This is a genomic window from Bradyrhizobium sp. LeoA1Lang (assembly GCF_055413685.1).
In genome coordinates this window covers 14722-37439 of the sequence record NZ_JBVAPG010000012.1, presented here as the reverse complement: position 1 = coordinate 37439, position 22718 = coordinate 14722, and the positions used below count along the sequence as shown (strand labels likewise).

Below are 22718 nucleotides of genomic sequence, written 5' to 3'. Positions count from 1 at the left end.
GCGTCACCGGTAACAAACGGCCTTGGCGGCTTCCACCACCTCGGCGACCGAAGGCAAAGCCATCTTCTCCAGATTGGCCGCGTAGGGCATCGGCACGTCCTTGCCGGATACGCGCGTAACGGGCGCATCCAGATAATCGAAGGCATGCTCCATGATACGGGCGGCAACCTCGGCCCCGACGCCGCTCTGCTGCCAGCCCTCCTCGACCGTCACCGCGCGGCCAGTCTTCTTCACGGACTCGACGATGGTCTCGGTGTCCATCGGGCGCAGCGTGCGCAGGTCGACCACTTCGGCCTCGATACCTTCCTTGGCCAGCTCATCGGCCGCCTTCAGCGAATAGGTCATGCCGTTGGACCAGGAGATGATGGTGACGTGCTGGCCTTTGCGCGCCACGCGCGCCTTGCCGATCGGCACGATATAGTCGTCGAGCTTCGGCACCTCGCCGGAATGGCCGTACAGCACCTCGTTCTCGAGGAAGATCACCGGATTGGGATCGCGGATCGCGGATTTCAAGAGGCCCTTGTAGTCGGCGGCCGAGAACGGCGCGATCACCTTCAGCCCTGGGATGTGCGAGTACCAGGACGAATAATCCTGGCTGTGCTGGGCCGCGACGCGGGCGGCGGCTCCGTTCGGCCCGCGGAACACGATCGAGCAGCCCATCTGGCCGCCGGACATATAGAGCGTCTTGGCCGCCGAGTTGATGAGCTGGTCCATCGCCTGCATGGCGAAATTGAAGGTCATGAACTCGACGATCGGCTTGAGGCCCGCCATCGCGGCGCCGATGCCGATGCCGGCAAAGCCATGCTCAGTGATCGGCGTATCGATCACGCGCCTCGCGCCGAACTCCTGCAACAGCCCCTGGCTCACCTTGTAGGCGCCCTGATATTCGGCGACCTCTTCGCCCATCAGGAAGACATCCGGATCGCGCCGCATCTCCTCCGCCATCGCGTCACGGAGCGCTTCGCGGATGGTCTGCGTGATCATCTCGGTGCCGGCGGGCACCTCGGGCTCAGGCTCGCTGACGGCCTTCGGTGCGGCCGGCACTTTCTCTTCTGCCTTGGGCGCAGGTGCTTCGGCCTTGGCCTGTGCGGGAGGCGCGGACTCGGCAGCCTTCTCCTGCTTCGCGGGACTTACGGCCTTGGCGAGATCGGCTGCACTCTCGCCGTCGGCCAGGATGGTTGCGATCGGCGTGTTGACGGCGACGTCGGCGGTGCCTTCCGGGATCAGGATCTGGCCGAGCGTGCCCTCATCGGTGGCCTCGACCTCCATGGTGGCTTTGTCGGTCTCGATCTCGGCGATGACGTCACCCGACTTGATCGGCTCGCCTTCCTTCTTCAGCCATTTGGCGAGGTTGCCTTTCTCCATCGTGGGAGACAGCGCAGGCATGAGAACTTGAATGGGCATATCGGCTCCCGGATACTCTTTCGTATTCAGTCTGCGCTTAGCGGTAGACGTCGGTGTAGAGCTCGGACGGATCGGGCTCGGGATCGTGCTGCGCGAAGTCGGCGGCGGCATTGACGATATCGCGCACCTCGGCGTCGATCGACTTCAAGTCCTGCTCGCTGACATTGGCGGCGAGCAGGCGGTTGCGGACCTGCTCGATCGGGTCATGGTCATGGCGGACCTTCTCCACCTCCTCACGCGTCCGATACTTCGCCGGATCGGACATAGAGTGGCCGCGATAGCGGTAGGTCTGCATCTCCAGGATATAGGGGCCCTTGCCGGCGCGGCACCAAGCGACCGCCTCGTCGCCTGCCGCCTTCACCGCGCGCACGTCCATGCCGTCGACCTGCCGGCCCGGAATGTTGAAGGAGGCGCCGCGCTTGGAGAAATCGGTTTGCGCCGAGGAGCGCGCCACCGAGGTGCCCATGGCATAGCGATTGTTCTCGATGATGTAGACCACCGGCAGCTTCCACAGCTCGGCCATGTTGAAGCTTTCATAGACCTGGCCCTGGTTGGCGGCGCCGTCGCCGAAATAGGCAAGGCTCACGAAATCGTTTTCACGGTAGCGGTTGGCGAAGGCGAGCCCGGTGCCGAGCGAGACCTGCGCACCAACGATGCCGTGGCCGCCGTAGAAGTGCTCGGCCACGCTGAACATGTGCATGGAGCCGCCCTTGCCCTTGGAATAGCCGCCGCGGCGTCCGGTCAGCTCGGCCATCACGCCCTTGGCTTCCATGCCGCAGGCCAGCATGTGTCCATGGTCCCGGTAGCCGGTTATGACCTGGTCGCCCTTCTTCAGGGTCATCTGCATGCCGACGACGACGGCTTCCTGGCCGATATAGAGATGGCAGAAGCCGCCGATCGCGCCCATGCCGTAGAGCTGGCCGGCCTTCTCCTCGAAGCGCCGAATCAGGAGCATGTCGCGCAGTGCCTTGAGTTCCTGCTCCTTGGTGAATTCCGGCGGGGAGCTGTCCCCCTTCTCCTGCCCTGCTTCCTTTGTGACGCTTTTCTTGGGTGCGGCCATGGCATTTCCGGATGAGAGGGGTGATTTGGCCCTCTCTATCCCAACTCAAACGGCCGGGGAAGGATTGCGTGATGTCGCACGGCAATTGCTATGCCGCAGTGCAGCGGAGATCAAAATATTACTATCGATTGATGCGTTTGTTCGGAATTTCATTGCGTGACAACGGCGCGGGCAGACGCCGCGCCGTCATCACGCCCCCGTATCAGAAGAAGCCGAGCTTCTTGGGGCTGTAGCTGACCAGGAGATTCTTCGTCTGCTGGTAGTGGTCGAGCATCATCTTGTGGGTCTCGCGGCCGATGCCCGACTGCTTGTAGCCGCCGAACGCCGCATGCGCCGGATAGGCGTGGTAGCAGTTGGTCCAGACGCGGCCGGCCTGGATCGCCCGCCCAAACCGGTAGCAGCGGTTGGCATCGCGGCTCCAGACGCCGGCACCAAGGCCGTAGAGCGTGTCGTTGGCGATGGCGAGCGCCTCCTCATCGGTCTTGAACGTGGTCACCGACACAACCGGGCCAAATATCTCCTCCTGGAAGATCCGCATCCGGTTGTTGCCTTCGAACACGGTGGGCTGGACATAGAAGCCGCCTTCGAGATCACCGGGCAGCATCGCGCGGGCCCCGCCGGTCAGGAGCTTGGCCCCCTCTTTCGTGCCGATGTCGATGTAGGAAAGAATTTTCTCGAGCTGCTCGTTCGAGGCCTGGGCGCCGATCATGGTGGCGGGATTGCGCGGGTCGCCCTGCTCGATCGCCGCGACGCGCTTCAGCGCTTTCTCCATGAAGCGCTCATAGATCTGTTCCTGCACCAACGCCCGGCTCGGACAGGTGCAGACTTCGCCCTGGTTCAGCGCGAACATCACAAAGCCCTCGATCGCCTTGTCGAGGAAATCGTCGTCTTCCGCCGCCACATCCTTGAAGAAGATGTTCGGCGACTTGCCGCCGAGCTCGAGCGTGACCGGGATCAGGTTCTGGCTGGCGTATTGCATGATCAGCCGTCCCGTCGTGGTTTCACCCGTGAAGGCGATCTTGGCGATCCGCGGGCTCGACGCCAGCGGCTTGCCAGCCTCTAACCCGAAGCCATTGACGATGTTGAGGACGCCGGGTGGCAGCAGGTCGGCAACGAGCTCGATCCACACCATGATCGAGGCCGGGGTCTGCTCGGCGGGCTTCAGCACCACGCAATTGCCGGCGGCAAGCGCGGGCGCCAGTTTCCAGCACGCCATCAGAAGCGGAAAGTTCCACGGGATGATCTGGCCGACAACGCCAAGCGGCTCATGAAAGTGATAGGCCACGGTGTCGTGGTCGATCTCGGCGAGACTCCCCTCCTGCCCGCGCACGACGCCGGCGAAGTAGCGGAAATGATCGATCGCGAGCGGCACGTCGGCGGCGCGGGTCTCGCGGATCGGCTTGCCATTGTCCCAGGTCTCGGCGATCGCGAGCCGCTCCAGGTTCTCCTCCATGCGGTCGGCGATCCGGTTGAGGATGTTGGCCCGCTCCACGACGCTATGGCGTCCCCACGCGTCCTTGGCGGCATGTGCGGCATCGAGCGCGAGCTCGATGTCCTGCGCATCCGAGCGCGCGATCTTGCAGACCACCTTGCCGGTCACCGGCGAGGCGTTGTCGAAATACTTGCCCGAGCGCGGCGCGACCCATTTGCCGCCGATGAAATTGTCGTAGCGCTCCGCGAACGGGTTCGTCGATGTCGTGAGGAATTCAGGCTTGTTCATGCTTCACTCCCGCTGTTGTTTGATTGCTGACCGCCGCCGGCTCATGCCGCGCGATGGCAGGAAAAACATGTCGGGCGGAAGCAAGGATGTCAGCGGGGTGGCATCAGAACACGACGCCAACCTGTCGCAGATTTGCGACACTCAGAACGCGGGGACCGACGCGTTTCATTCTGGAGGACGATAGGGCTGCGTGAGCTTCCAGAAACTTCTCTCGAAGCGCAGATAAACCGTGAGGACAGCGAGTGCCGCCATCCAACCTCCAGATTGCCCTTACCATTCTGAATCCGTAAGAGTAGTGCTCATCAAAAGGATTACCGGTTTGAGCACTTTAGATCCCAGTGACAGTTCTCAGCTTTCGGTTCTCGCCGAAGAGATTCGTCATTTCCGGAAGAAGAACAACTTCTCGCTCGAACAGCTCGCCGAGGCGTCCGGTGTCAGCCGCTCCATGATCTCCAAGATCGAGCGCTGCGAGACGGTTCCCTCCACGGTGATCCTGTCCAAGCTGGCGGAAGCTCTGGGCGTCACGTTCTCCCAACTGATGGCGCCCGCGGTCGAACGCGAGATCGTTTATATCCCGGCCGCCCGCCAGCCGATCCTGAGGGACGAGGAATCCGGCTTCCTGCGGCGGTGTATTTCTCCGGTGCTTCCCGGGCGCGGGATCGACTGGGTGCTCAACACGCTGCCGCCGGAAGCGGAAACCGGAACCTTCGTGGCCCATCGCCGGGGCGTGGAGGAGTACATCTTCGTGCTGCGCGGACGGATGCGGGTCTCGATCGGCGATCAGCGCGTCAATCTCAATCAGGGGGATTCCCTTTATTTCCAGGCGGATGCCGACCATTCGTTCCTCAATCTCGGCAAGACGCCATGCGAGTATTTCCTCGTGATCGACACCGCGAAGGTACGATCGTGATCCACTGAAGTGGAAACTAATCTCCTATCCGCGTCGTGATCCGCCGTGACCGATGCCGCGGCCAAAGCTGCTTTTTCAGTCACTTCGGTCAATTGATGGGCGTCGGCGCGCCGTCGCAGGCGCCTTGCCGTACTCGCATGCAGCGCCGAATTTGCGGGCTTTTTTGACGCCAGCAGCTTCCAAATTCATCAAAGCATTCGAGCTTGCGAAAAAGCTCAGCGTTTTCGGCGGAGGAATTCCGGCACACCGCTTGCATCCACTACTTTAGAAAAATCTCTCATAAACGGGAAATGTGTTCCCCGGGGTTTTTTGAGGAGTTGGAAATGAGCATTGCTGCGACCATATCTGACGCCCGAACGGCTGGCTCCAAGATGCGATCGATCGTGATTGCGAGCAGCGTCGGCACCATCATTGAGTGGTATGACTTCCTGATCTATGCGACCGCTGCGGCGCTCGTGTTTAATAAGACGTTCTTTCCGACCATTGATCCGCTGACGGGAACGCTTGCCGCGCTCGGCACTTACGCCGTCGGCTTTGTGGCCCGCCCGCTAGGCGGCGCGCTGTTCGGGCACTTCGGCGACCGGATGGGGCGCAAGTCGATGCTCGTGCTCACGATGTTCATCATGGGCCTCAGCACGTTCTGCATCGGGTTACTGCCGAACTACGCCTCCATCGGTGTGCTCGCCCCCATCCTCCTGATCCTGCTGCGCATCATTCAAGGCATCGGCCTTGGCGGTGAGTGGGGCGGCGCCTCGCTGATGGTCATCGAGCATTCGCCCGCCGACAAGCGCGGCTTCTACGGCAGCTTCGTGCAGATCGGTTTTCCCATCGGCCTGGTGCTGGCGACGCTGGTGTTTGCGCTGGCGACGAAGCTTCCCGAGGCCGACTTCCAGGCGTGGGGCTGGCGCATTCCGTTCCTGGCCAGCGTCCTTCTGCTCGCGCTCGGTACGTTCATCCGCTCGCGGGTTCCGGAGACACCGGTCTTCGAGAAGATGAAGGCCACCGACTCGTTCTCGAAGAATCCGTTCGGCGAGGCTCTCGGCAAAAACTTCAGGACGTTCCTCATCGCCGTCGGCCTGAAGCTGTCCGAAGTGTCCTGGGTCTATATGCTCACGGTGTTCGTGGTCGTGTACGCCACAACGACACTGGCGCTGCCCAAGCAGATGATGCTCGATGCGGTGATGTATGCCGCATTGTTCGAGCTGATCACGCTGCCTCTGTTCGGCTGGCTGTCGGACAAGATCGGTCGCCGCGTGTTCTTCATCCTGGGCGCACTGTTCACCATCGCTTTCGCGTTTCCCCTGTTCTGGATGCTGGAAACCAAGAGCGTCGCCACGGTGACGCTGGCCATCATCATCGCCATGAATTTCGGGCACGGCATGATGTTCGGACTGGAATCCACCTACTTTCCCGAACTGTTCGGGCCGCGGGTTCGCTACAGCGGCGCTTCGTTCGGATTTCAGGCGGCGGCCGCCATCGGCGGCGGATTCTCGCCGATCATCGCTACGGCGCTGGTCGGTTACTTCGGCGGCACCGCGGGCGTCTCGGTGATGATGATCGGCATCGCCATCCTGACGCTGTGGGCGGCCTTTGCCGCGCGGGAAACCAAGGATGACACTATCGGCTGAAGCGGAAAAGCTCCATGCTGTTTGGAATCTTCATCTACGACGGCGTCGAGCCGATTGATCTCGCAACCTTCGGCGTGCTGTCCATGGCACGCCGGATCGTTCCTCGCATCCGCATCTGCACCATCGCGCCGAAGGCGGGTATCGTCCGCCTGTCCAATGGTCTCGACGTCATCGCGCAGTTCGGCATCGACGATGCGCCGGTGTGCGATGTCGTCATCGTGACCGGCGGTCCGGGATGGGAGCAGCAGGCCGTGTCGGAGACAACCCTGGACTACATCCGGCGCGTCCATGCCTCGACGCAGGTGGCCTCCGTCTGTACGGGCGGCATGATCCTCGCGGCCAGCGGCGTGCTCGACGGCATCGCCGCCACCACGAAACGCGCGATCGCGCCACCGGAGGTATCACCGCTCGGGCGGATGCGCAGCACGTATCCGCAGATCGATGCGCAGGAGGCTCCCATCGTCGACAGCGGTGCGGTGGTGACGGGCGGAGGCGTGTCGCTCTGCATCGACACCACGCTGCACATCATCCAGCGCATGCTGGGTGAAGCCGTCGCCAGCGAAACCGCGCGCATCATCGAGTATCAGCGCGCACGCAAAGCCAACATGAACCGCGAGGAATTTCTCGCGGGATAGACCTCGACTCGAACGTCAGAAAAAGAAAGCGAAGACCACATGACTACCAAATTCCTCGTCAGCACCGACAAGGCCGCGCCCGCGGCCGGTCCGTATTCGCAGGCCGTGCGGACCGACCAACTCGTGTTTGCGTCCGGGCAGCTTCCGATCGATCCTGCAAGCGGGACGATTCCGGAGGGCATCGAACAGCAGACACGCCAGTCGCTGGCCAATTTGTCCGCGGTGCTGGAAGCAGGCGGCGCTTCCTTCGAGAGCGTCGTCAAGACCACGGTGTTCCTGAAGAACATGGACGACTTCGCCGTGATGAACGGGATCTACGCCGAGTTCTTCAGCTATGCGCCGCCGGCGCGTTCGACCATCGAGGTCGCGCGGCTACCGAAGGATGCGTTAGTGGAAGTCGAAGCCATTGCGCTACGCACCAAAGGATAAGCCATGAACATGCGTTCGCCAGGGCGGCCGCCGCCGAAGATGATCGAGGCGTTCGCGCATCCCGCAGGTTCGGTCGCCGTCACCAAAGACGGCGGCGCCACGCAGTGGCGCGGCGTCCTGCTGCACATCCACATCGCGCCAAGCGCCAGCTACGAGATGGAGGAGCTTGCCGAGGCGGAATGCGTGGCGGGACGGGGGATCGTTGGCGACCGTTACTATAACGGTCTCGGCACCTATTCGCCGAAGCCTGATGTACGCGAGCTCACGCTGATCGAGCAGGAAGCGCTGGATGCTATCTCCCGCAACGATCCTCCCTTGCAGCAGGCGCCGATCACGCTGGAGCCGCGCGACCACCGCCGCAATCTGACAGTGAAGGGCGTGCCGCTGAACCATCTCGTCGGGCGGCGTTTTCGCGTCGGCGACGTGATCCTGCGCGGCGGGCGGCTGAACTTTCCGTGCAAGTACCTGGAAGAGCTTTTGGGTCTGCCGGTCTTCCTCCCGCTCTACAATCGCTCCGGACTGAACTGTGGCATCGAGCGTGGCGGCATCATCCACCCAGGCGACAAGATCGAGTTGTTAAGCCCATGACAGCACGTTTGATCATGAAGCTGCGTGTTGAGAATCTGAGCTTCTCGACACCGGACGTTGTTCACCTGAAGCTCGTTCATCCCCTGCGGCCGGCTCTGCCTGAATGGAGCGCGGGTGCCCATGTCGACATGCGCCTGCCCGACGGGCGCGTGCGGCAATACTCCTTGTGTGGCGATCCAGCCGACACCGCGCGCTACGAGATCGCCATCAAACGGGAGGCGAACGGCCGTGGCGGCTCGGTGTGGGCGCACCAGACACTGAGAGAGGGCTGCGAAGTCCACATCTCCGCGCCGCGCAACAATCTTCCTCTAACGTCGGACGGCGAACGCTATGTCCTGATTGCGGGCGGGATCGGCATCACGCCGTTGCTGGCGATGGCGCGCAGCCTGAAGCAGTGGGGCAAGGCATTTACGCTCCACTATTGTGCGAGGTCGCCGTCCGAGGCGCCGCTGCTCGCTGAACTGGTGCAGGTCTGCGGCGATGATCTGCAATGCTGGTTCTCCAAACACGGCGAACGGTTCGATCCGGCAGTGATCGGTCCACACAGTCCCAGCACCCACGTCTACATCTGTGGGCCGCAACGGCTGCTTGATGCTGTGCAGTCGTCGCTGTCGGAATGGTCCGAGGAGCAGATTCACTGCGAACATTTTCAGATGACGGTGGATGAGAACTTCAAGCCCGAGCCGTTCGAGGCCACCGTGGCGTCCACCGGGCAGCGGATTCTGGTGCCTGCGGATAAGTCGTTGCTCGATGTGCTGCGCGAGCATGATTTCCCGCTGCCGTCGTCCTGCGAGATGGGCGTCTGCGGCTCCTGCGAATGTGGCTATCGCGACGGCATTGTCCTGCATCGCGACAAGGTGTTGCCGACGTCGAAGCGGCAGGACCGGCTGATGCTATGCGTCTCGCGCGCTCGGGTGAGTGTAACATTGGAGCTGTAGTGAAGGTTCCTTCACGCGCACCAAAGGAGGCGGCTTCATCGCAGCATCGGAACCTTCCCTTTGCAAGGTCGCCTCCTGTTTCAGAATCGATATGACATGCGGCTAGGCTTCGCCGCTTCTGACCCGTAGCCGATATGTGCGGCCGCGCCGTTGACGTTGCCGCCCTCACCTTCCTTCGAGCATTTCGACGAGCTGAACGAGATTGCCGCATGTGTCGTCAAAGACAGCCATTCTGACGGGGCCAGCATCCATCGGCTGTACCGTGAATTCGACACCGAGGTCGCGCAATCTCTCGAACTCTTTTTCGAGATCATCCACTTTGAAGGACGCTGCAGGAATCCCATCGTTCACAAGCGCAGATTTGTATGGCCCAACGGCGGGGTGCTCACTCGGCTCAAGCAGGAGCTCCGTTCCTTCCGGTGCCTCCTTCGACACAACAGTCAGCCAGCGATGATCGCCGCCAAGCGGGATATCGTGCTTCACGATGAAACCCAGCTTCTCCGTGTAGAAATCCAGGGCTTTGGCCTGATCGTCAACGAAGACGCTCATGACATAGATCCTCATGTTCCACTCCCTTTTTTCAGATGCTTGTTGAGCCAGGCGTCGGCGGCTTTCCGCAGAGGCGCAGTGTCGAGAGTATGCATCTTGGTGCGCCCGCTCCAATGCGTCTGGACAAGCCCAGCCCTCTCCAGCATGTCGAGGTGCTGCGAGATCGTTTGTCGCGACAGGCTTCTGCCATCCTCTGCGACCGACGAAGCGCAGATCTCAAACAAGGACTGCGCGGGACGCTTCGCCAAGCGATCAAGGATGCGGCGACGCACGGGATCGCCGAGCGCCTTGAAGACATTGTCGAGCTGGTCGTCGTCCACCCGGATCAAAATGCAGTAATTTTACTGCATGTCAAGTTGCGCGCCGCAAGGGAACAGCGACCATATGTCTCTGAGTGATGCGATGACGCGCGCAGCCTGACCGTATCGTTCGACCAAGAGTTCTGTCAGGCAAGCGACTACTGCTGCGCGACAAGTTGTCCTCGCGGAAATGGCTACCCTATGGTTGAAATTTGAGCTAAGCTATACGGATTGTCGCAGGGCAAAATTGCAGGACGCGAAGACAAAATTCGATTGTACCCAGAACATCAGCAAGGGCGATCCGCGGGACGATTTACCAGTCCGGGCTCGACCTCGCCGATCTCGGCCAATACCGCGGCTGCGATCGCGCAATTCGATAGGCATCTGTAGTCGATCAGTCTGTCGTCGAAGAGGACGATCCCATTGCTGCGCCTGGACGCGCTGGAATGGGCCGATTTGTAGAGAAGCGTGCTGAAATACGCCGATTGAGTCACACCATGCTTGCAGCGTGAACCAGCACACACACCGGCGACGGATCACGTTGTAAAATACACGCGCCGTTTTTTCTGCGTACGGCTGCGTACTGCATGGATAACAGTTCGGTTCATGCCGGTGTGCGCCTCAAAGGCCGAAGACGCAATCGCTTGCAAAATAGCTATTGGGTGACACGGGAGTGAAATAGACGGTCAAGGAAAGGACTACTGATCGTCTATCAGATGAAACAGTTTATTTGGCCCGACACTCACGCATGATCGGGCCTTACCAGTTGATTTGTGCCGGGGAGTCGTTTTGTGGACAACACGACGAAGCCGACCCTGCATGACACCCTGAAGCCTGATGTGGCGTCTCGCTCTGAAAGCCACAAGGTACAGGGCGATCTGGCTGCATCGGCCAACTACTTTGTTGTGGATCCGGTTTTTTTGGCCACTGCCTCAGTGCAGCCGTACCAACGGGCGCACCACGATCCGATCTTTCGGCCGCTTAGAATCTACACACTCGATCCAACGGCAAGTCGCCTGGATGGCGCAGTGGCTACGATAAACGTCCCATTCGAACAATTGAGCTCGGGTCCAGTGGGCAGCATCCTGGAAGTGGTCGATTGGGACCAAACGACCGGGCAGTCCAACGAGCCGGTGGACTTGGACAATCCTCGCATCCTGATGGAGAGCGGACGAGTCCCCTCGCCGTCCGACCCCATGTTCCGGCAACAAATGGTCTACGCCGTCTGTGCGTCCACCTACTATGCCTTCCGGCGGGCGCTTGGCCGCGATCCGTGCTGGGGCTTCCGTGCCAAGCCCGGCCAAGCTTATCCAAAGCTCAGGATTCGACCGCAGGCGTTCTGCGACCGCAACGCCTACTACGATCCGTCAGCAGGTGAACTCAAGTTCGGATACTTCAGTGCCGATGGTGACGTTCAGGGGCGCAGCCGCCCCCATGGCCGGGTCTTCACCAGCCTTTCACACGACATCATCGTGCACGAAATGACTCACGCGTTGCTGGATGGTCTCCGGACGCGCTTTCGGCTGCCGACCCACCCGGATGTCTCGGCCTTCCACGAAGGATTTGCCGACCTTGTGGCAATCCTCATGCACTTCTCATATTCGGATGTCGTTCATGCCGCGATTGAGCGGTCGGGCGCCAAGCTTGAGACCGATGAGCTGCTTCTGTCACTCGCTTCCCAATTCGGACATGCCACAGGTTCTGGCGGACCGTTACGCTCAGCGATCACTCTCGCTGGCCCTGGGCAGCACGAGGAACGCAGCATCGAACGGTATGACAAGGCTGGAGACGAGCCACACGAGCGCGGTTCGCTTCTGGTAACTGCGATCTTCGAAGCATTCGCGACGGTACTGCGGCGGAAGACGAAACGGTACCTTCGCCTGGCGCGTCTGGCTCCCGGTGAAGCTCCCGGCCCGGAGCTCGCCGGGATTTTCGCGGACCAGGCAAGCACATTGGCATCGCAGTTTCTTTCAATTTGCATACGTGCCATCGACTACTGCCCGCCGTTCGACCTGCGTTTTGGCGAATATCTGCGAGCCCTGATCACTGCGGATTTCGATCTCGTTCAAGACGATCCCTTCGGCTATCGCGAGGCCATCATCGATTCGTTCGCGCGCCGCCGCATCTACGCCGATGACGTGCCGGACCTCGCGGAGGATTCTCTGCTGTGGCGACCACCTGACAGAAAGATGGAACCGATCGAAGCCCTGCACTTCAAGGAGATGCGCTTCGCCGGCGATCCGGGACGAGCAGCCGATGAGACCGAGCTGCGACGCCAGGCCGAGGCACTTGGGGCCTATGTCATGCGGCCAGGATATGCACATGCGTTCGGCTGTGCCTTGCCAGGCGACAGCCGATTGGAGGGCGATCGCGTCGATCCGGCCGTTGTTGGTTCTATTCGATCCCTGCGTCGTGTCGGACCGGACCGGCAGGTCACCTTCGATACTGTAGCCGAGATCACCCAGCGGCGCTGGTGCAAGCAGAGCTCGAAAGCAACAAGTGAAGTTTTCGGCGGCTCTACCGTCATCCTGGGTCCGGATGGGCAAGTTCGCTACGTGATCCGCAAGAGCGTTACGGATCGACGCCGAATACAGGCACAAGCAGACTATCTTGACAGCAAAGGCGGCTCGAAAGGGTGGACGAAACGCGGAATGCGCCGTCACCTGCCACGATCGAGCAAATGCCATCTCTTCCAGCAGAATGTCGACGACGCCAGCAAGCAGCAACGAGGAGGAGGATAACATGTGCGATAGCGACCAGAAACTCCGCCAGGCTTTGATGAGAATCGCGGAGGTGGCTCAGACAGCCGTGGATAGCGGTCCGTATACGGACGAAGACGATAGCAAACCGCATGGCGAGACGACGCGAGGTTCCCATATCCACGCGGGTGGGAGAAACGCGCACTGTTCGATTAAGCAACTGCCCGATCGTCTGGTCGAGAAGGCCGCAAAGACCGCAATATCAATCAACCCCGTGAATCGGGTTAGCTTCGGCCCGATCGGCGCTGTGGCGCGCGGTCTGGTGCTCTCGCCGGCAGCGATTTCAGTTCTGGTTGGGAAGTATTGGGGCCCGCAGCAGCGGCAACTCACGGTCAGCTTTCTGGATGGCGGGCCAAGCGATCTGCGCCGCCGGATCATTCAGCACATGGATGCCTGGAACCAAACCGCCGGCATCTCGTTCGTGGAGACCCGCGGTGTCGGGAAGGTGCGTATCTCGCGGAATCAAGCCGGATATTGGTCCTATCTCGGCACCGACATTCTGCATATCCCCAGCAATCGGCCGACGCTGAACCTCCAGGGTTTCACGATGAACATGCCGGAACGCGAATTCCATCGTGTGGTTCGTCATGAAGCCGGGCACACGCTCGGCTTCCCGCATGAGCACATGCGTGAGGAGCTGGTTGCGCTCATAGATCCAGAGAAGGCGTACGATTTCTTCCTGCGCACACAGGGTTGGTCTCGCGAGATGGTGGACCAGCAGGTGCTGACACCGCTCAGCCAGGATACGATCATGGGCACCCCGCCGGACCAGGATTCGATCATGTGCTACCAGCTTCCGGGATCGATTACGAAAACCGGCGAGCCGATCCGGGGAGGCATAGACATCAACGCCACCGACGCCGCGTTCGCCGGGCGGATCTACCCGAAGGTGTCGGCTGAGCGTGCCCCGTCGATCCAGGCTGGGATGGGCCTCGCCGACGAATGGTCGCCATCGGAAGACGTCGAAGTGGACGAGGAAATGGTGCAGTAACGCTTTGGCGCACCTTATCGAGATCCAGGCATGCGACGCCCCCCCACCCGTGCTGCATGTGCGGGTGGGAGACTTGCTGCTATTCGGGGCAACCGGCGGGCGCGTTCTGGAAGGCGGGACGGCCGTCGAACTCGTGGGGGTCTTCTCGCCCGGCGTGGTCTCGGATGACGGCTGTGTGCTGAGCCCGGCCGGACCGCCGACCAGCGCGTTGTTTCGGGCGCTCCAATCCGGGCAGGCCCGCATCGAGGTGATCAGAGGGAATCCATGGCAGGCTACCCCGGAAACGCGGCAGATCGCGATTGTCGTCGCCGCCGCCTGACGATCAGCTATTGGGCGGAAAAGCTGTCTATGCCCTGCCCGATCGTCGCATCATAGCGACGCAGCGCTGCAACCTTGCTCCGCCGGCAGTTCCTCGGCATTCGGGTCGCCTGGGGCTGTCGCCCAGGCCAGTTCGACCAGTGTCACGATCCTTCGACCTGCACCGTCAAGCTGGCAGACGATAAGGCCCTGATCCTCGATATATGTCAGCAGACGTTGCGCGCGGCGTAACGAGTGTGAGCCATAGGCGCGCGCAATCGCTGCATCGCTGGGGCACGGCCGGCCCTCCTTCGCCGCGCGGGCGATCATCATGAAGACGCCCTGCATATCCTCCGGCAAAATGGAGGCGCGAAGCGAGACATCCTGCCACGCGTCATCCTCGACCAGATCGGAGCCGAGCCCGGCGCGGGCGCGCGTCAGCATGCGGCGGAAGTCGTTGAGGTCCGGCACCGCCGAACCGAGGCCCTCTATCCGGCAGCGGACCACGAACTCCTGATAGAGGACACCGATGGCGCGGAATCCCGCATCGGGCTCTGCAAGGACGGCGCTCAGGATACGGTCCACCTGCTCGCGCCGCTCGGCCAGCTCCTCATCGCTGATTGGCACCTCAATCGCTTCGGGACGGATATCCGGGACCGCGGACTTCGCCGCCCTGAGCTGTTCGAGAAGATCCGGCGCCGGCCGGCGCTGCGGCCGGCCAGCCTCGGGCGGCGGCGCTGCCAGGATCACGGCGCGCGCGTCTTCCAGCGTCGCTTCCGGCAGCGGCAGCAGTCGCGGCGTCGCATTGCGCGCGTGGGTATCCGTCGGGCCAATGCGCAGCCCCAGGGGACGGCGGGACAGCGCCGGGCCCAGCGCCATGAATTGTCCACGCTCCAGGTCCCGGAAGGCCTCCGCCTGCCGCCGCTCCATGCCGAGAAGATCGGCAGCGCGCGCCATGTCGATATCAAGGAAAGTTCGGCCCATGAGGAAATTGGACGCCTCGGCCGCGACGTTCTTGGCGAGCTTCGCAAGTCGCTGGGTTGCGATGATCCCGGCAAGCCCACGCTTGCGGCCACGGCACATGAGGTTCGTCATGGCGCCGAGCGAGAGCTTGCGCGCCTCGTCCGAAACTTCCCCGGCGATCGCCGGCGCAAAGAGCTGCGCTTCATCCACCACCACAAGCATCGGATACCAGTGGTCGCGCTCGATGTCGAACAGGCCGCCGAGGAAGGCGGCGGCGCGGCGCATCTGGTTCTCTGCGTCCAGCCCCTCGAGATTAAGCACGGTGGAGACGCGATGGATGCGCGCCCGCTCGCCGGCAACCTGCAGGCCTCGCTCGGTATGGTCCTCGGCATCGATCACGAGATGACCGAAACGATCGGCCAGCGTCACGAAATCGCCTTCGGGGTCGATGATGGCCTGTTGCACCCAGGCGGCACTCTGTTCAAGGAGGCGGCGCAGCAGATGGGATTTGCCGGAGCCTGAATTGCCTTGCACCAGGAGGCGGGTCGCCAGCAATTCCTCGAGGTCCAGAACAGCCGGGGCGCCGGCCGTCGTGTGCCCCATCTCGATCGCAACGGTCATGTCCCGACTCAAACTCTCCTTGCGGAGAGCGGCTTATCAACCCGTTCACAGCCCGTCGAGCGCCCCACGGCCAATTAGCCAGTGTTCCACACAGCGTCCACCGATAACTCCGAGTCGCGCGTTTCCGGCTTAGATCATGATCCGATTGGACGGAATCGGATCATGATCTCATCTCTTTGTTTGAGCATGATCTTTCCGGAAAACCGGTATCCACTTTTCCGGATTATGCTCTAATGCCCCTTGAGGTCGAAGCGCTTCAGCTTGCGGTGCAGGGTGGCGCGGCTGACGCCGAGCGCCTTCGCCGCGGCCGAGACATTGCCCTGCGCACGCGCCAACGCCCGCTGCAGCGCCGCGCGCTGCGCGTCGCCAAGGTGCTCGCAGCGCCCTTCCCGGCCATCGAGCAAGTCGGCCGCCGGAACCGGCCGGAGGGTGCGGTCGGGCGGGATACCCAGGGCGAGCCGCGCCGAACGCGTCGCGCCGATCACGAGGTCGTCGCTGTCGATCGCCAATAAGCCGCCGCCATGGGCTTCGGTCGGCGGTGTCAGCACGATCCGAGCGTTGGCAAAGGCGTTGCGGAACAGCTCGGCCTCGATTCGCCGTGCCGCCTCGCCCGCCGCGAGCGCAATCAGATTGGCGAACGCGTCGGTACGGTCGGCGCGGCACGAGGAGACATCGAGCACGCCGACGAGCCTTGCGTGCTCGTCATAGATCGGGGCCGCGGTGCAGCTCAGCAGCGTGTTGCGGGTGAAGAAATGCTGGTCGCGGTCAATGGTCAGGACGCGCTGCTCGACCAGGCAGGTGCCGATGCCATTGGTGCCCTCGTGCTCTTCGTTCCAGATCGCACCGGTCCACAAACCCCAGTCCTCGAAGGTGGAATCATCAGCCACGTGGCCGCGCCGCTCCAGCGGAATACCGTCGTGATTGGCGAGCAGCACGCAGCAGCCGGCGGCGCCCACCGCCTGGTACAGCCGGTCCATGCTGGCTTGCGCCGCGCGCAATAGCGGCGCGACCCGCTCCCGCGCCACTTGGAGCTCAGCCCCGGTCAGCCGTTGCGGCGGCCGTGTTCCGGCGGGATCAAGCTGATGCAATCGGGAAGACCGTCGCCATGACGCCACGAGCGCGGATCTCGCGGCCTGCCCGGCTTCGATCGCGGCCTCGACACGGGCCGCGTGATGAGCGAGCTTAAGCTCCTTCATCCCGCTGATACTCCCTCCCTTGACCCAATATTGGGGCATGCGGACCATGGCTTCCTTGACCTTCGTCAAAGTCAGTCACGGTAGGAGCTGGACCGCCATCGCGGGGCTCGCTGGCGTTTGATGCGTTCTTTTTACCCCGATTGGGGCCACTGCGCTCGGAACGCTTCCACCACCTTACGGCAATTGGGACGGCTCGACAATTAGTTCGACTTGCTGATCCGCACCAGGTCACGCGGATTGGCGTAGTCGAGCTGGAAGCGGGCACGCTCGTCCAGCATATCGGGGTCGAGGCTCTCTGAACGGAGCAACGACACCCGCTTCTCGCCTTCGATGCGTTCCTTCTTCAGCCGCTGCAACTCGGAGGTCAGCGCGATGATCTCCTGGTCGAGCTCCTGCCGGGCGTTCAGGCCGTATTTGCCGGTATAGGCGTTGACGCCGAAATACCCGATCATCAGGGCCGCCATCGTGTAGAGGGCGAGCCCGGTCAGGATCGATTTGAGGCGCGTGCGGGAGACCATGCTGCCAGCTTGGGACGCCGCGGTTAATGGACTCCTAAAGTGAAGCTATTTGTTGTGCTTCTCGACATGGGCCGCGAACGCGTCAACGTACTGCTGCAGCACCTGCCGGAGCGCGTCCTTGGTGACCTCGCCATTGGCGTCGAAGCCGTCGCCGATCGCGTTCAGATAGATCTCCGGCTGCTGCAGGATCGGACCCGTAATCCCCGGCAGGATGTTCTGCAGGTGCTTGGCGGCTAACACGCCGCCGAGCGGCCCCGGCGAATTGCTGACGATGCCGACCGGCTTGCCGTTGAACGAGCTCTTGCCATACGGGCGTGAGCCGACATCGATGGCGTTCTTCAGGACGCCGGGGATCGAACGGTTGTATTCCGGCGTCACGAACAGGATGCCGTTCGACTGCTGCAGCTTCTCCCGAAATGCCAGCCAGTCGGCCGGCGGGTTGGCCTCCAGGTCCTGGTTGAAGAAGGAAATGCCGTTCGGGGTCATGACGTCGAGCTTCAGCGAGGACGGCGCGAGCTTTGCCAGCGCGCGAGCGATCTTCAGCGAGAAGCTTTCCTTGCGCAGGCTGCCTGCGATGGTGACGACGGTGTAGGCCATTTGGGTTCCCTTCGATCGACGAGTTCGACGCGCGACTTAAGCCGCGACCACCAAAAGAATGCAAGTGCATGGAACATGCAATTGCGGAAACACAGTGTTCGCGGAAATGAGCCTGGCGGAAAACGAGGGAGCTGACTGCAAATCAGGCGCCACCCCGTAGCCCGGGTGGAGCGGAACGCGCAACCCGGGGCATTTGCATCAACATCTACGAAGGTCCCGGGTTACGCTGGCGCTTCACCCGGGCTACGGCACTACTTGTTCGGATTGATCAGGAATTTCTCACCGGTGGCGCGCTTGGCATAGATAGCGATGTTGGAGAGCGACAACGCCTCCGGCAGCGACACCACTTGCGTGTAATGGCTCGCAAAGGTGGTCTTGAGTTCGTTGACCACCCGCTGGCGCAACCTTGCGAAATCCGCCGGCGGCAGCTTCTGCAGGAAATAGGTCAGGAGCCAGCCACCGACGCCCCAGGCCATGCCGAAACCGCGCGGCAGTTCGACCGGGCCGGTGTCGAGGCTGCCATAGATATAGACCTGCTTGTGCACGGCCGAGCCGTAGCGGCTGTATTCCTTGGCGGTCTTGTTGATCGCGACTTCCATCGCGTTGAGGATCTGGCCGGCGAGCTTGCCGCCGCCGATGGCGTCAAAGGCGATGGTGGCGCCGGTCTCGACCAGCGCGTTGGTGAGGTCATCCACGAATGTCGGCGCGGAGGAATCGACGACGTGCTTGGCGCCGATCTTGTGCAGGATGTCGGCCTGCGCCTTGCTGCGCACGATGTTGACCAGCGGAATGCCGTCCTTGAGGCAGATCTTGTTCAGCATCTGGCCGAGATTGGAGGCGGCCGCCGTATGCACCAGCGCCTTGTGGCCCTCGCGCCGCATGGTCTCGGTCATGCCGAGCGCCGTCAGCGGATTGACGAAGCAGGAAGCGCCTTCGGCAGGCGTCGTGCCCTCGGGCAGCACCAGCACGTCCCTCGCCCGCGCCACGCGATACTGCGCATACATCGCGCCGCCGAGCAGCGCGACCGTCTTGCCGAGCAGCGCCTTCGCCGCATCAGACGATCCGGTCTTCACGACGACGCCGGCTCCCTCGTTGCCAACAGGCATCGATTGATCGAGCCGCGCCACGAGCCCGCCAAGCGCCGCTTGCGGCACCTTGGCGGAGATAACCGGAGATTCCTTGCTGCCGGAGACCTTGACGGTCGAAAGGTCCGCAGGGCCGATCAGAAGCCCGAGGTCGGACGGATTGATCGGCGTCGCCTCGACACGGACCACGATCTCGTCCGGACTGGGTTCGGGGGTCGGCACCTCCACCAGCGAAATTTCCAGCTCGCCACTCTTCGTGATCAGCGAACGGAGCTGAAGCCCAGTCTTGCCGTCGGATGCCATCGTACCCCTCCCTTGCTTGTTGTCCGGCCGCCTTCAATTAGGCGGGCCGGCCGCAACAAACAAGGGCCGAAGCCTGCGTAGCCCGGGTGGAGCGCAAGCGTAACCCGGGGCCGCTGGTGAACGTTGAGGCCGCGGTCCCGGGTTGCGCTCCGCTTCACCCGGGCTACGAGACCAAGGCGACGTTCGCGAGCCGCCCTAGGCCAACGCCTTGAACGCCGACTTGCCCGCGTACAGTGCCTGCTTGCCGAGCTGCTGCTCGATGCGCAGCAACTGATTGTACTTCGCGGTCCGGTCGGAGCGCGCGAGCGAGCCGGTCTTGATCTGTCCGCAATTGGTGGCGACCGCGAGATCGGCGATGGTGGCGTCTTCCGTTTCGCCGGAACGATGCGACATCACCGAGGTGTAGCCGGCCTTGTGCGCCATCTCGACGGCCGCAAGCGTCTCCGTCAGCGTGCCGATCTGGTTGACCTTGATCAGGATCGAATTGGCACGGCCGCTCCTGATGCCGTCGGCAAGGCGCGTCACGTTGGTGACGAAGAGATCGTCGCCGACGAGCTGGCACTTGCTACCGACCAGCTCGGTCAGTTCCTTCCAGCCCTCCATGTCGTCTTCGGACATGCCGTCCTCGATGGTGACGATCGGATAGCGCGAGACCAGATCGGCGAGATATTTCGCCTGCTCCGAGCGAGAGCGCGTCTTGTTCTCGCCGCCATAGACGTATTTGCCGTCCTTGAAGAATTCGGTGGAGGCGCAGTCGAGCCCGAGCATCACGTCATGGCCCGCCTTGTAGCCGGCCTTGCCGATCGCGTTCATGACGAAATCGAGTGCGGCGTCCGCGGACGGCAGGTTCGGCGCAAAGCCGCCTTCGTCGCCGACATTGGTGTTGTGGCCGGCCTTCTTCAGTTCGCCGCGCAGCGTGTGGAAGATTTCCGAGCCGCAGCGCAGCGCTTCGGCGAAGGTTTCGGCGCCGACCGGTAGGATCATGAATTCCTGGAAGTCGATCGGGTTGTCGGCATGCACGCCGCCATTGATGATGTTCATCATCGGCACCGGCAGCGTCCGCGCCGAGGTGCCGCCGACGTAGCGATAGAGCGGCATGTCGAAGGACTCGGCGGCCGCCTTGGCGCAGGCGAGCGAGACGCCGAGGATGGCGTTGGCGCCGAGCCGGCCCTTGTTCGGCGTGCCGTCGAGGTCGATCATGATCTGGTCGATCCGGACCTGGTCCTCGACCGCGTGATCGCTAAGCGCCTCGAAGATCTCGCCGTTGACGGCGCCGACCGCCTTCTGCACGCCCTTGCCGAGATAGCGCGCCTTGTCGCCGTCGCGCAGCTCGACGGCCTCATGCGCGCCGGTGGAGGCACCCGACGGCACCGCGGCGCGGCCGACCGCACCGTCTTCCAGCACCACATCGACCTCGACCGTGGGATTGCCGCGGCTGTCGAGAATTTCGCGGCCGATGATGTCGACGATGGCGGTCATGATGTGCACTTCCTCAGGTGTGGTTCTGGTTGGATGCGCTGCGTCATACACGGCATGCAGGCAAATGTGAACGCTTACGCTTTGACACGCATCTGACGCGGCAATGTGGTAGGTTTATGCTGATCTTCGCGTTTCAACCCATTGTTTTACAAAGCCGGGGTAACGCAATGAATCGCCGCAAGTTTCTCGCTTCGAGCGCTGCCACAATTCTGGCCACGCCCACGGTGTTGCGCGGGGCCGGCGCCCAAGAGGCCCAGGCGGGCGCGTTCCCCGTGAAATATTTCCCGGTAACCCGCGGAATGGGCTCGCGCGACGTCAAGCCGGCCCCCGACGGCACGATCTGGTTCTGCGGACAGCGCAATGGGAAGCTCGGCCGGCTCGATCCGCGGGACGGCACCTTCAAGCTGATCGACCTCGGACAGGGCGCCGCGCCGCACGGGGTTACCCTTGGTTCGGATGGCGCGCCGTGGATCACCGAGGGTGGACAGAATGCGATTGCCCGCGTCGATCCCGGCGATCACAAGGTGACGCTGTTTCCACTGCCCGAAAAATTCGCCTACGCCAATCTCAATACCGGCGTGTTCGACAAAAGCGGAATCTACTGGTTCACCGGTCAGTCCGGCTACTACGGCCGGCTCGATCCCAAATCCGGCGCGATGAAAGTATTCGAGGCGCCGAGAGGCGTCGGCCCCTACGGCATCACGGTCACGCCGAAGGGCGATGTCTGGTACGCCTCACTTGCGGGAAGTCACATCGCCAGGATCGATCTCGCGACGGGGCGAGCGAACGTGGTCGAGCCGCCCACGCCGAAGCAAGGCGCGCGGCGGATCTGGTCGGATTCACGGAGCCGGCTGTGGATCAGCGAATGGAACAGCGGCCAAGTGTCGATGCACGATCCCGCCGATGGCTCCTGGAAAGCCTGGAAATTGCCGGGCGACAACCCGCGCGCTTATGCCGTCCATGTCGATGACAAGGACAAGGTCTGGCTCACCGATTTCTCGGCCAACGCGATCGTGCGTTTCGATCCGCTGACGCAGGCGTTTCGCTCGTTCCCGAGCGACAAGCCCGGCGCGAATGTGCGGCAGCTCGATGGCCGGCCGGGCGAGACCTGGGGCGGCGAATCCGGCAACGACCGCCTCGTCATGATTCAAACGACGGCGCCGGCATAGATCCGGCGCAATCCTGCTGGCACTCGTCAGCGATGTGTCACGCTCGCGCCTCGCCTTGACGGTTGACGAACAACCCCGCTTGCGTCCATGTCAGCGCTCCCCGAAGGACAGATTTCATGGCGCAAAGACCCCTGCAACTCGGCCGTGCCGTCGAATGGCCCGACAGCCCGGACAAGGCCGTCCTGGACCGCGTGCCGAATCCACAAGCAGGCACCGATTACCTGGTGCGGTTCGCGGTGCCGGAATTCACCTCGATCTGCCCGGTGACGGGCCAGCCGGATTTCGCGCATCTCGTGATCGACTACGTGCCGGGCCGCTGGCTGCTCGAGTCCAAGTCGCTGAAGCTCTACGCCGCCAGCTTCCGCAATCACGGCGCCTTCCACGAGGACTGCACGGTGATGATCGGCAAGCGGATCGCAAACGAGATCAAGCCGAAATGGCTCCGCATCGGCGGCTATTGGTATCCGCGCGGCGGCATTCCAATCGACGTGTTCTTCCAGACCGGGCGCCTGCCCAAGGGCGTTTGGGTCCCCGACCAGGGCGTCGCGCCCTATCGCGGGCGGGGCTGAACCACACCCTT

Annotated in this window: 22 protein-coding genes; 11 read left to right on the top strand and 11 right to left on the bottom strand. The window is 62.5% G+C overall.

The features are described 5' to 3' along the window. Positions 1 to 3: 3 nt before the first annotated feature. The 3 genes from ACZYOF_RS06845 to adh all read right to left on the bottom strand — a co-directional run bounded on the left by ACZYOF_RS06845 (position 4) and on the right by adh (position 4184). The gene (locus ACZYOF_RS06845) at positions 4 to 1404 is read right to left on the bottom strand and encodes a pyruvate dehydrogenase complex E1 component subunit beta (RefSeq protein ID WP_130581732.1); all 1401 of its coding nucleotides are present in this window, start codon (positions 1402 to 1404) and stop codon (positions 4 to 6) included. Between the two features lie 37 nt (positions 1405 to 1441). After that, positions 1442 to 2464 carry a pyruvate dehydrogenase (acetyl-transferring) E1 component subunit alpha gene (gene pdhA / locus ACZYOF_RS06840; RefSeq protein WP_130581733.1) on the bottom strand — a complete coding sequence of 341 codons (1023 nt, stop codon included), beginning with the start codon at positions 2462 to 2464 and terminating at the stop codon, positions 1442 to 1444. A gap of 202 nt (positions 2465 to 2666) precedes the next feature. Beyond that, positions 2667 to 4184: an aldehyde dehydrogenase gene (gene adh, locus ACZYOF_RS06835; protein WP_463715249.1), complete on the bottom strand. Its 1518-nt coding sequence runs from the start codon at positions 4182 to 4184 to the stop codon at positions 2667 to 2669. A gap of 319 nt (positions 4185 to 4503) precedes the next feature. Here adh and ACZYOF_RS06830 point away from each other — a divergent pair, with 319 nt between their 5' ends. From ACZYOF_RS06830 to ACZYOF_RS06805, 6 genes are all read left to right on the top strand, one after another. Then, on the top strand, positions 4504 to 5094 hold the full coding sequence (locus ACZYOF_RS06830) for a helix-turn-helix domain-containing protein (protein ID WP_282527073.1): 591 nt from the start codon (positions 4504 to 4506) through the stop codon (positions 5092 to 5094). 323 nt (positions 5095 to 5417) lie between these two features. Further along, positions 5418 to 6722, top strand: a complete 1305-nt coding sequence (locus ACZYOF_RS06825; protein ID WP_282527072.1) for an MFS transporter — start codon at positions 5418 to 5420, stop codon at positions 6720 to 6722. 14 nt (positions 6723 to 6736) lie between these two features. Next, positions 6737 to 7357, top strand: a complete 621-nt coding sequence (locus tag ACZYOF_RS06820; protein WP_130581737.1) for a DJ-1/PfpI family protein — start codon at positions 6737 to 6739, stop codon at positions 7355 to 7357. Between the two features lie 39 nt (positions 7358 to 7396). Then, positions 7397 to 7786, top strand: a complete 390-nt coding sequence (locus tag ACZYOF_RS06815) for a RidA family protein (RefSeq protein ID WP_282527070.1) — start codon at positions 7397 to 7399, stop codon at positions 7784 to 7786. Positions 7787 to 7825: 39 nt separating this feature from the next. Then, the gene (locus ACZYOF_RS06810) at positions 7826 to 8374 is read left to right on the top strand and encodes an MOSC domain-containing protein (protein ID WP_207234584.1); all 549 of its coding nucleotides are present in this window, start codon (positions 7826 to 7828) and stop codon (positions 8372 to 8374) included. 14 nt (positions 8375 to 8388) lie between these two features. Further along, positions 8389 to 9312 carry a PDR/VanB family oxidoreductase gene (locus tag ACZYOF_RS06805; protein ID WP_463700374.1) on the top strand — a complete coding sequence of 308 codons (924 nt, stop codon included), beginning with the start codon at positions 8389 to 8391 and terminating at the stop codon, positions 9310 to 9312. Positions 9313 to 9477: 165 nt separating this feature from the next. Here the strand turns inward: ACZYOF_RS06805 and ACZYOF_RS06800 are convergent, their stop codons facing one another. Next, positions 9478 to 9876, bottom strand: coding sequence for a VOC family protein (locus ACZYOF_RS06800; RefSeq protein WP_282527069.1), 399 nt, complete (start codon positions 9874 to 9876; stop codon positions 9478 to 9480). Next, positions 9873 to 10133 (bottom strand): ArsR/SmtB family transcription factor, encoded by a 261-nt coding sequence (locus tag ACZYOF_RS06795; protein WP_463715281.1) that lies wholly within the window; start codon positions 10131 to 10133, stop codon positions 9873 to 9875. Before ACZYOF_RS06795 ends, ACZYOF_RS06800 begins: the two co-directional genes overlap by 4 nt. Positions 10134 to 10951: 818 nt before the next feature. Here ACZYOF_RS06795 and ACZYOF_RS06790 point away from each other — a divergent pair. The 3 genes from ACZYOF_RS06790 to ACZYOF_RS06780 all read left to right on the top strand — a co-directional run bounded on the left by ACZYOF_RS06790 (position 10952) and on the right by ACZYOF_RS06780 (position 14229). After that, positions 10952 to 12901, top strand: a complete 1950-nt coding sequence (locus tag ACZYOF_RS06790) for a hypothetical protein (protein WP_463715248.1) — start codon at positions 10952 to 10954, stop codon at positions 12899 to 12901. Between the two features lies 1 nt (position 12902). Further along, positions 12903 to 13910: a M12 family metallopeptidase gene (locus ACZYOF_RS06785; protein ID WP_463715247.1), complete on the top strand. Its 1008-nt coding sequence runs from the start codon at positions 12903 to 12905 to the stop codon at positions 13908 to 13910. Positions 13911 to 13983: 73 nt separating this feature from the next. Further along, positions 13984 to 14229: a hypothetical protein gene (locus tag ACZYOF_RS06780; protein ID WP_463715246.1), complete on the top strand. Its 246-nt coding sequence runs from the start codon at positions 13984 to 13986 to the stop codon at positions 14227 to 14229. A 50-nt stretch (positions 14230 to 14279) separates the two neighbouring features. Here the strand turns inward: ACZYOF_RS06780 and ACZYOF_RS06775 are convergent, their stop codons facing one another. The 6 genes from ACZYOF_RS06775 to eno all read right to left on the bottom strand — a co-directional run bounded on the left by ACZYOF_RS06775 (position 14280) and on the right by eno (position 20969). Then, a complete protein-coding gene (locus tag ACZYOF_RS06775) occupies positions 14280 to 15791 on the bottom strand; it encodes a helicase HerA domain-containing protein (RefSeq protein ID WP_463700378.1) in 1512 nt (503 codons plus the stop codon). A 230-nt stretch (positions 15792 to 16021) separates the two neighbouring features. Then, positions 16022 to 16987, bottom strand: a complete 966-nt coding sequence (locus ACZYOF_RS06770; protein ID WP_463715245.1) for a GAF domain-containing protein — start codon at positions 16985 to 16987, stop codon at positions 16022 to 16024. 200 nt (positions 16988 to 17187) lie between these two features. Next, positions 17188 to 17505, bottom strand: coding sequence for an FtsB family cell division protein (locus tag ACZYOF_RS06765; protein WP_130580428.1), 318 nt, complete (start codon positions 17503 to 17505; stop codon positions 17188 to 17190). A 45-nt stretch (positions 17506 to 17550) separates the two neighbouring features. After that, the gene (locus ACZYOF_RS06760) at positions 17551 to 18102 is read right to left on the bottom strand and encodes an NADPH-dependent FMN reductase (RefSeq protein WP_463715244.1); all 552 of its coding nucleotides are present in this window, start codon (positions 18100 to 18102) and stop codon (positions 17551 to 17553) included. A 251-nt stretch (positions 18103 to 18353) separates the two neighbouring features. Continuing rightward, positions 18354 to 19490 carry a zinc-binding dehydrogenase gene (locus ACZYOF_RS06755; protein WP_463715243.1) on the bottom strand — a complete coding sequence of 379 codons (1137 nt, stop codon included), beginning with the start codon at positions 19488 to 19490 and terminating at the stop codon, positions 18354 to 18356. A gap of 195 nt (positions 19491 to 19685) precedes the next feature. Next, positions 19686 to 20969 (bottom strand): phosphopyruvate hydratase, encoded by a 1284-nt coding sequence (gene eno, locus ACZYOF_RS06750; RefSeq protein WP_463715242.1) that lies wholly within the window; start codon positions 20967 to 20969, stop codon positions 19686 to 19688. Positions 20970 to 21136: 167 nt separating this feature from the next. Here eno and ACZYOF_RS06745 point away from each other — a divergent pair, with 167 nt between their 5' ends. Both ACZYOF_RS06745 and queF read left to right on the top strand, forming a co-directional pair. After that, entirely contained in the window at positions 21137 to 22138 is a 1002-nt protein-coding gene (locus ACZYOF_RS06745) for a Vgb family protein (RefSeq protein ID WP_463715241.1), read from the top strand. Between the two features lie 116 nt (positions 22139 to 22254). Further along, positions 22255 to 22707, top strand: coding sequence for a preQ(1) synthase (gene queF / locus ACZYOF_RS06740; protein WP_463715240.1), 453 nt, complete (start codon positions 22255 to 22257; stop codon positions 22705 to 22707). Positions 22708 to 22718 lie beyond the last annotated feature (11 nt).

Excerpts from the sequence above, each read along its gene's own strand:
- ACZYOF_RS06845 (WP_130581732.1), bottom strand. The coding sequence starts at position 1,404 with ATGCCCATTCAAGTTCTCATGCCTGCGCTGTCTCCCACGATGGAGAAA.
- pdhA (WP_130581733.1), bottom strand. The coding sequence starts at position 2,464 with ATGGCCGCACCCAAGAAAAGCGTCACAAAGGAAGCAGGGCAGGAGAAG.
- adh (WP_463715249.1), bottom strand. The coding sequence starts at position 4,184 with ATGAACAAGCCTGAATTCCTCACGACATCGACGAACCCGTTCGCGGAG.
- ACZYOF_RS06825 (WP_282527072.1), top strand. The coding sequence starts at position 5,418 with ATGAGCATTGCTGCGACCATATCTGACGCCCGAACGGCTGGCTCCAAG.
- ACZYOF_RS06820 (WP_130581737.1), top strand. The coding sequence starts at position 6,737 with ATGCTGTTTGGAATCTTCATCTACGACGGCGTCGAGCCGATTGATCTC.
- ACZYOF_RS06815 (WP_282527070.1), top strand. The coding sequence starts at position 7,397 with ATGACTACCAAATTCCTCGTCAGCACCGACAAGGCCGCGCCCGCGGCC.
- ACZYOF_RS06810 (WP_207234584.1), top strand. The coding sequence starts at position 7,826 with ATGATCGAGGCGTTCGCGCATCCCGCAGGTTCGGTCGCCGTCACCAAA.
- ACZYOF_RS06805 (WP_463700374.1), top strand. The coding sequence starts at position 8,389 with ATGAAGCTGCGTGTTGAGAATCTGAGCTTCTCGACACCGGACGTTGTT.
- ACZYOF_RS06800 (WP_282527069.1), bottom strand. The coding sequence starts at position 9,876 with ATGAGGATCTATGTCATGAGCGTCTTCGTTGACGATCAGGCCAAAGCC.
- ACZYOF_RS06785 (WP_463715247.1), top strand. The coding sequence starts at position 12,903 with ATGTGCGATAGCGACCAGAAACTCCGCCAGGCTTTGATGAGAATCGCG.
- ACZYOF_RS06775 (WP_463700378.1), bottom strand. The coding sequence starts at position 15,791 with ATGACCGTTGCGATCGAGATGGGGCACACGACGGCCGGCGCCCCGGCT.
- ACZYOF_RS06770 (WP_463715245.1), bottom strand. The coding sequence starts at position 16,987 with ATGAAGGAGCTTAAGCTCGCTCATCACGCGGCCCGTGTCGAGGCCGCG.
- ACZYOF_RS06765 (WP_130580428.1), bottom strand. The coding sequence starts at position 17,505 with ATGGTCTCCCGCACGCGCCTCAAATCGATCCTGACCGGGCTCGCCCTC.
- ACZYOF_RS06760 (WP_463715244.1), bottom strand. The coding sequence starts at position 18,102 with ATGGCCTACACCGTCGTCACCATCGCAGGCAGCCTGCGCAAGGAAAGC.
- ACZYOF_RS06755 (WP_463715243.1), bottom strand. The coding sequence starts at position 19,490 with ATGGCATCCGACGGCAAGACTGGGCTTCAGCTCCGTTCGCTGATCACG.
- eno (WP_463715242.1), bottom strand. The coding sequence starts at position 20,969 with ATGACCGCCATCGTCGACATCATCGGCCGCGAAATTCTCGACAGCCGC.
- ACZYOF_RS06745 (WP_463715241.1), top strand. The coding sequence starts at position 21,137 with ATGAATCGCCGCAAGTTTCTCGCTTCGAGCGCTGCCACAATTCTGGCC.
- queF (WP_463715240.1), top strand. The coding sequence starts at position 22,255 with ATGGCGCAAAGACCCCTGCAACTCGGCCGTGCCGTCGAATGGCCCGAC.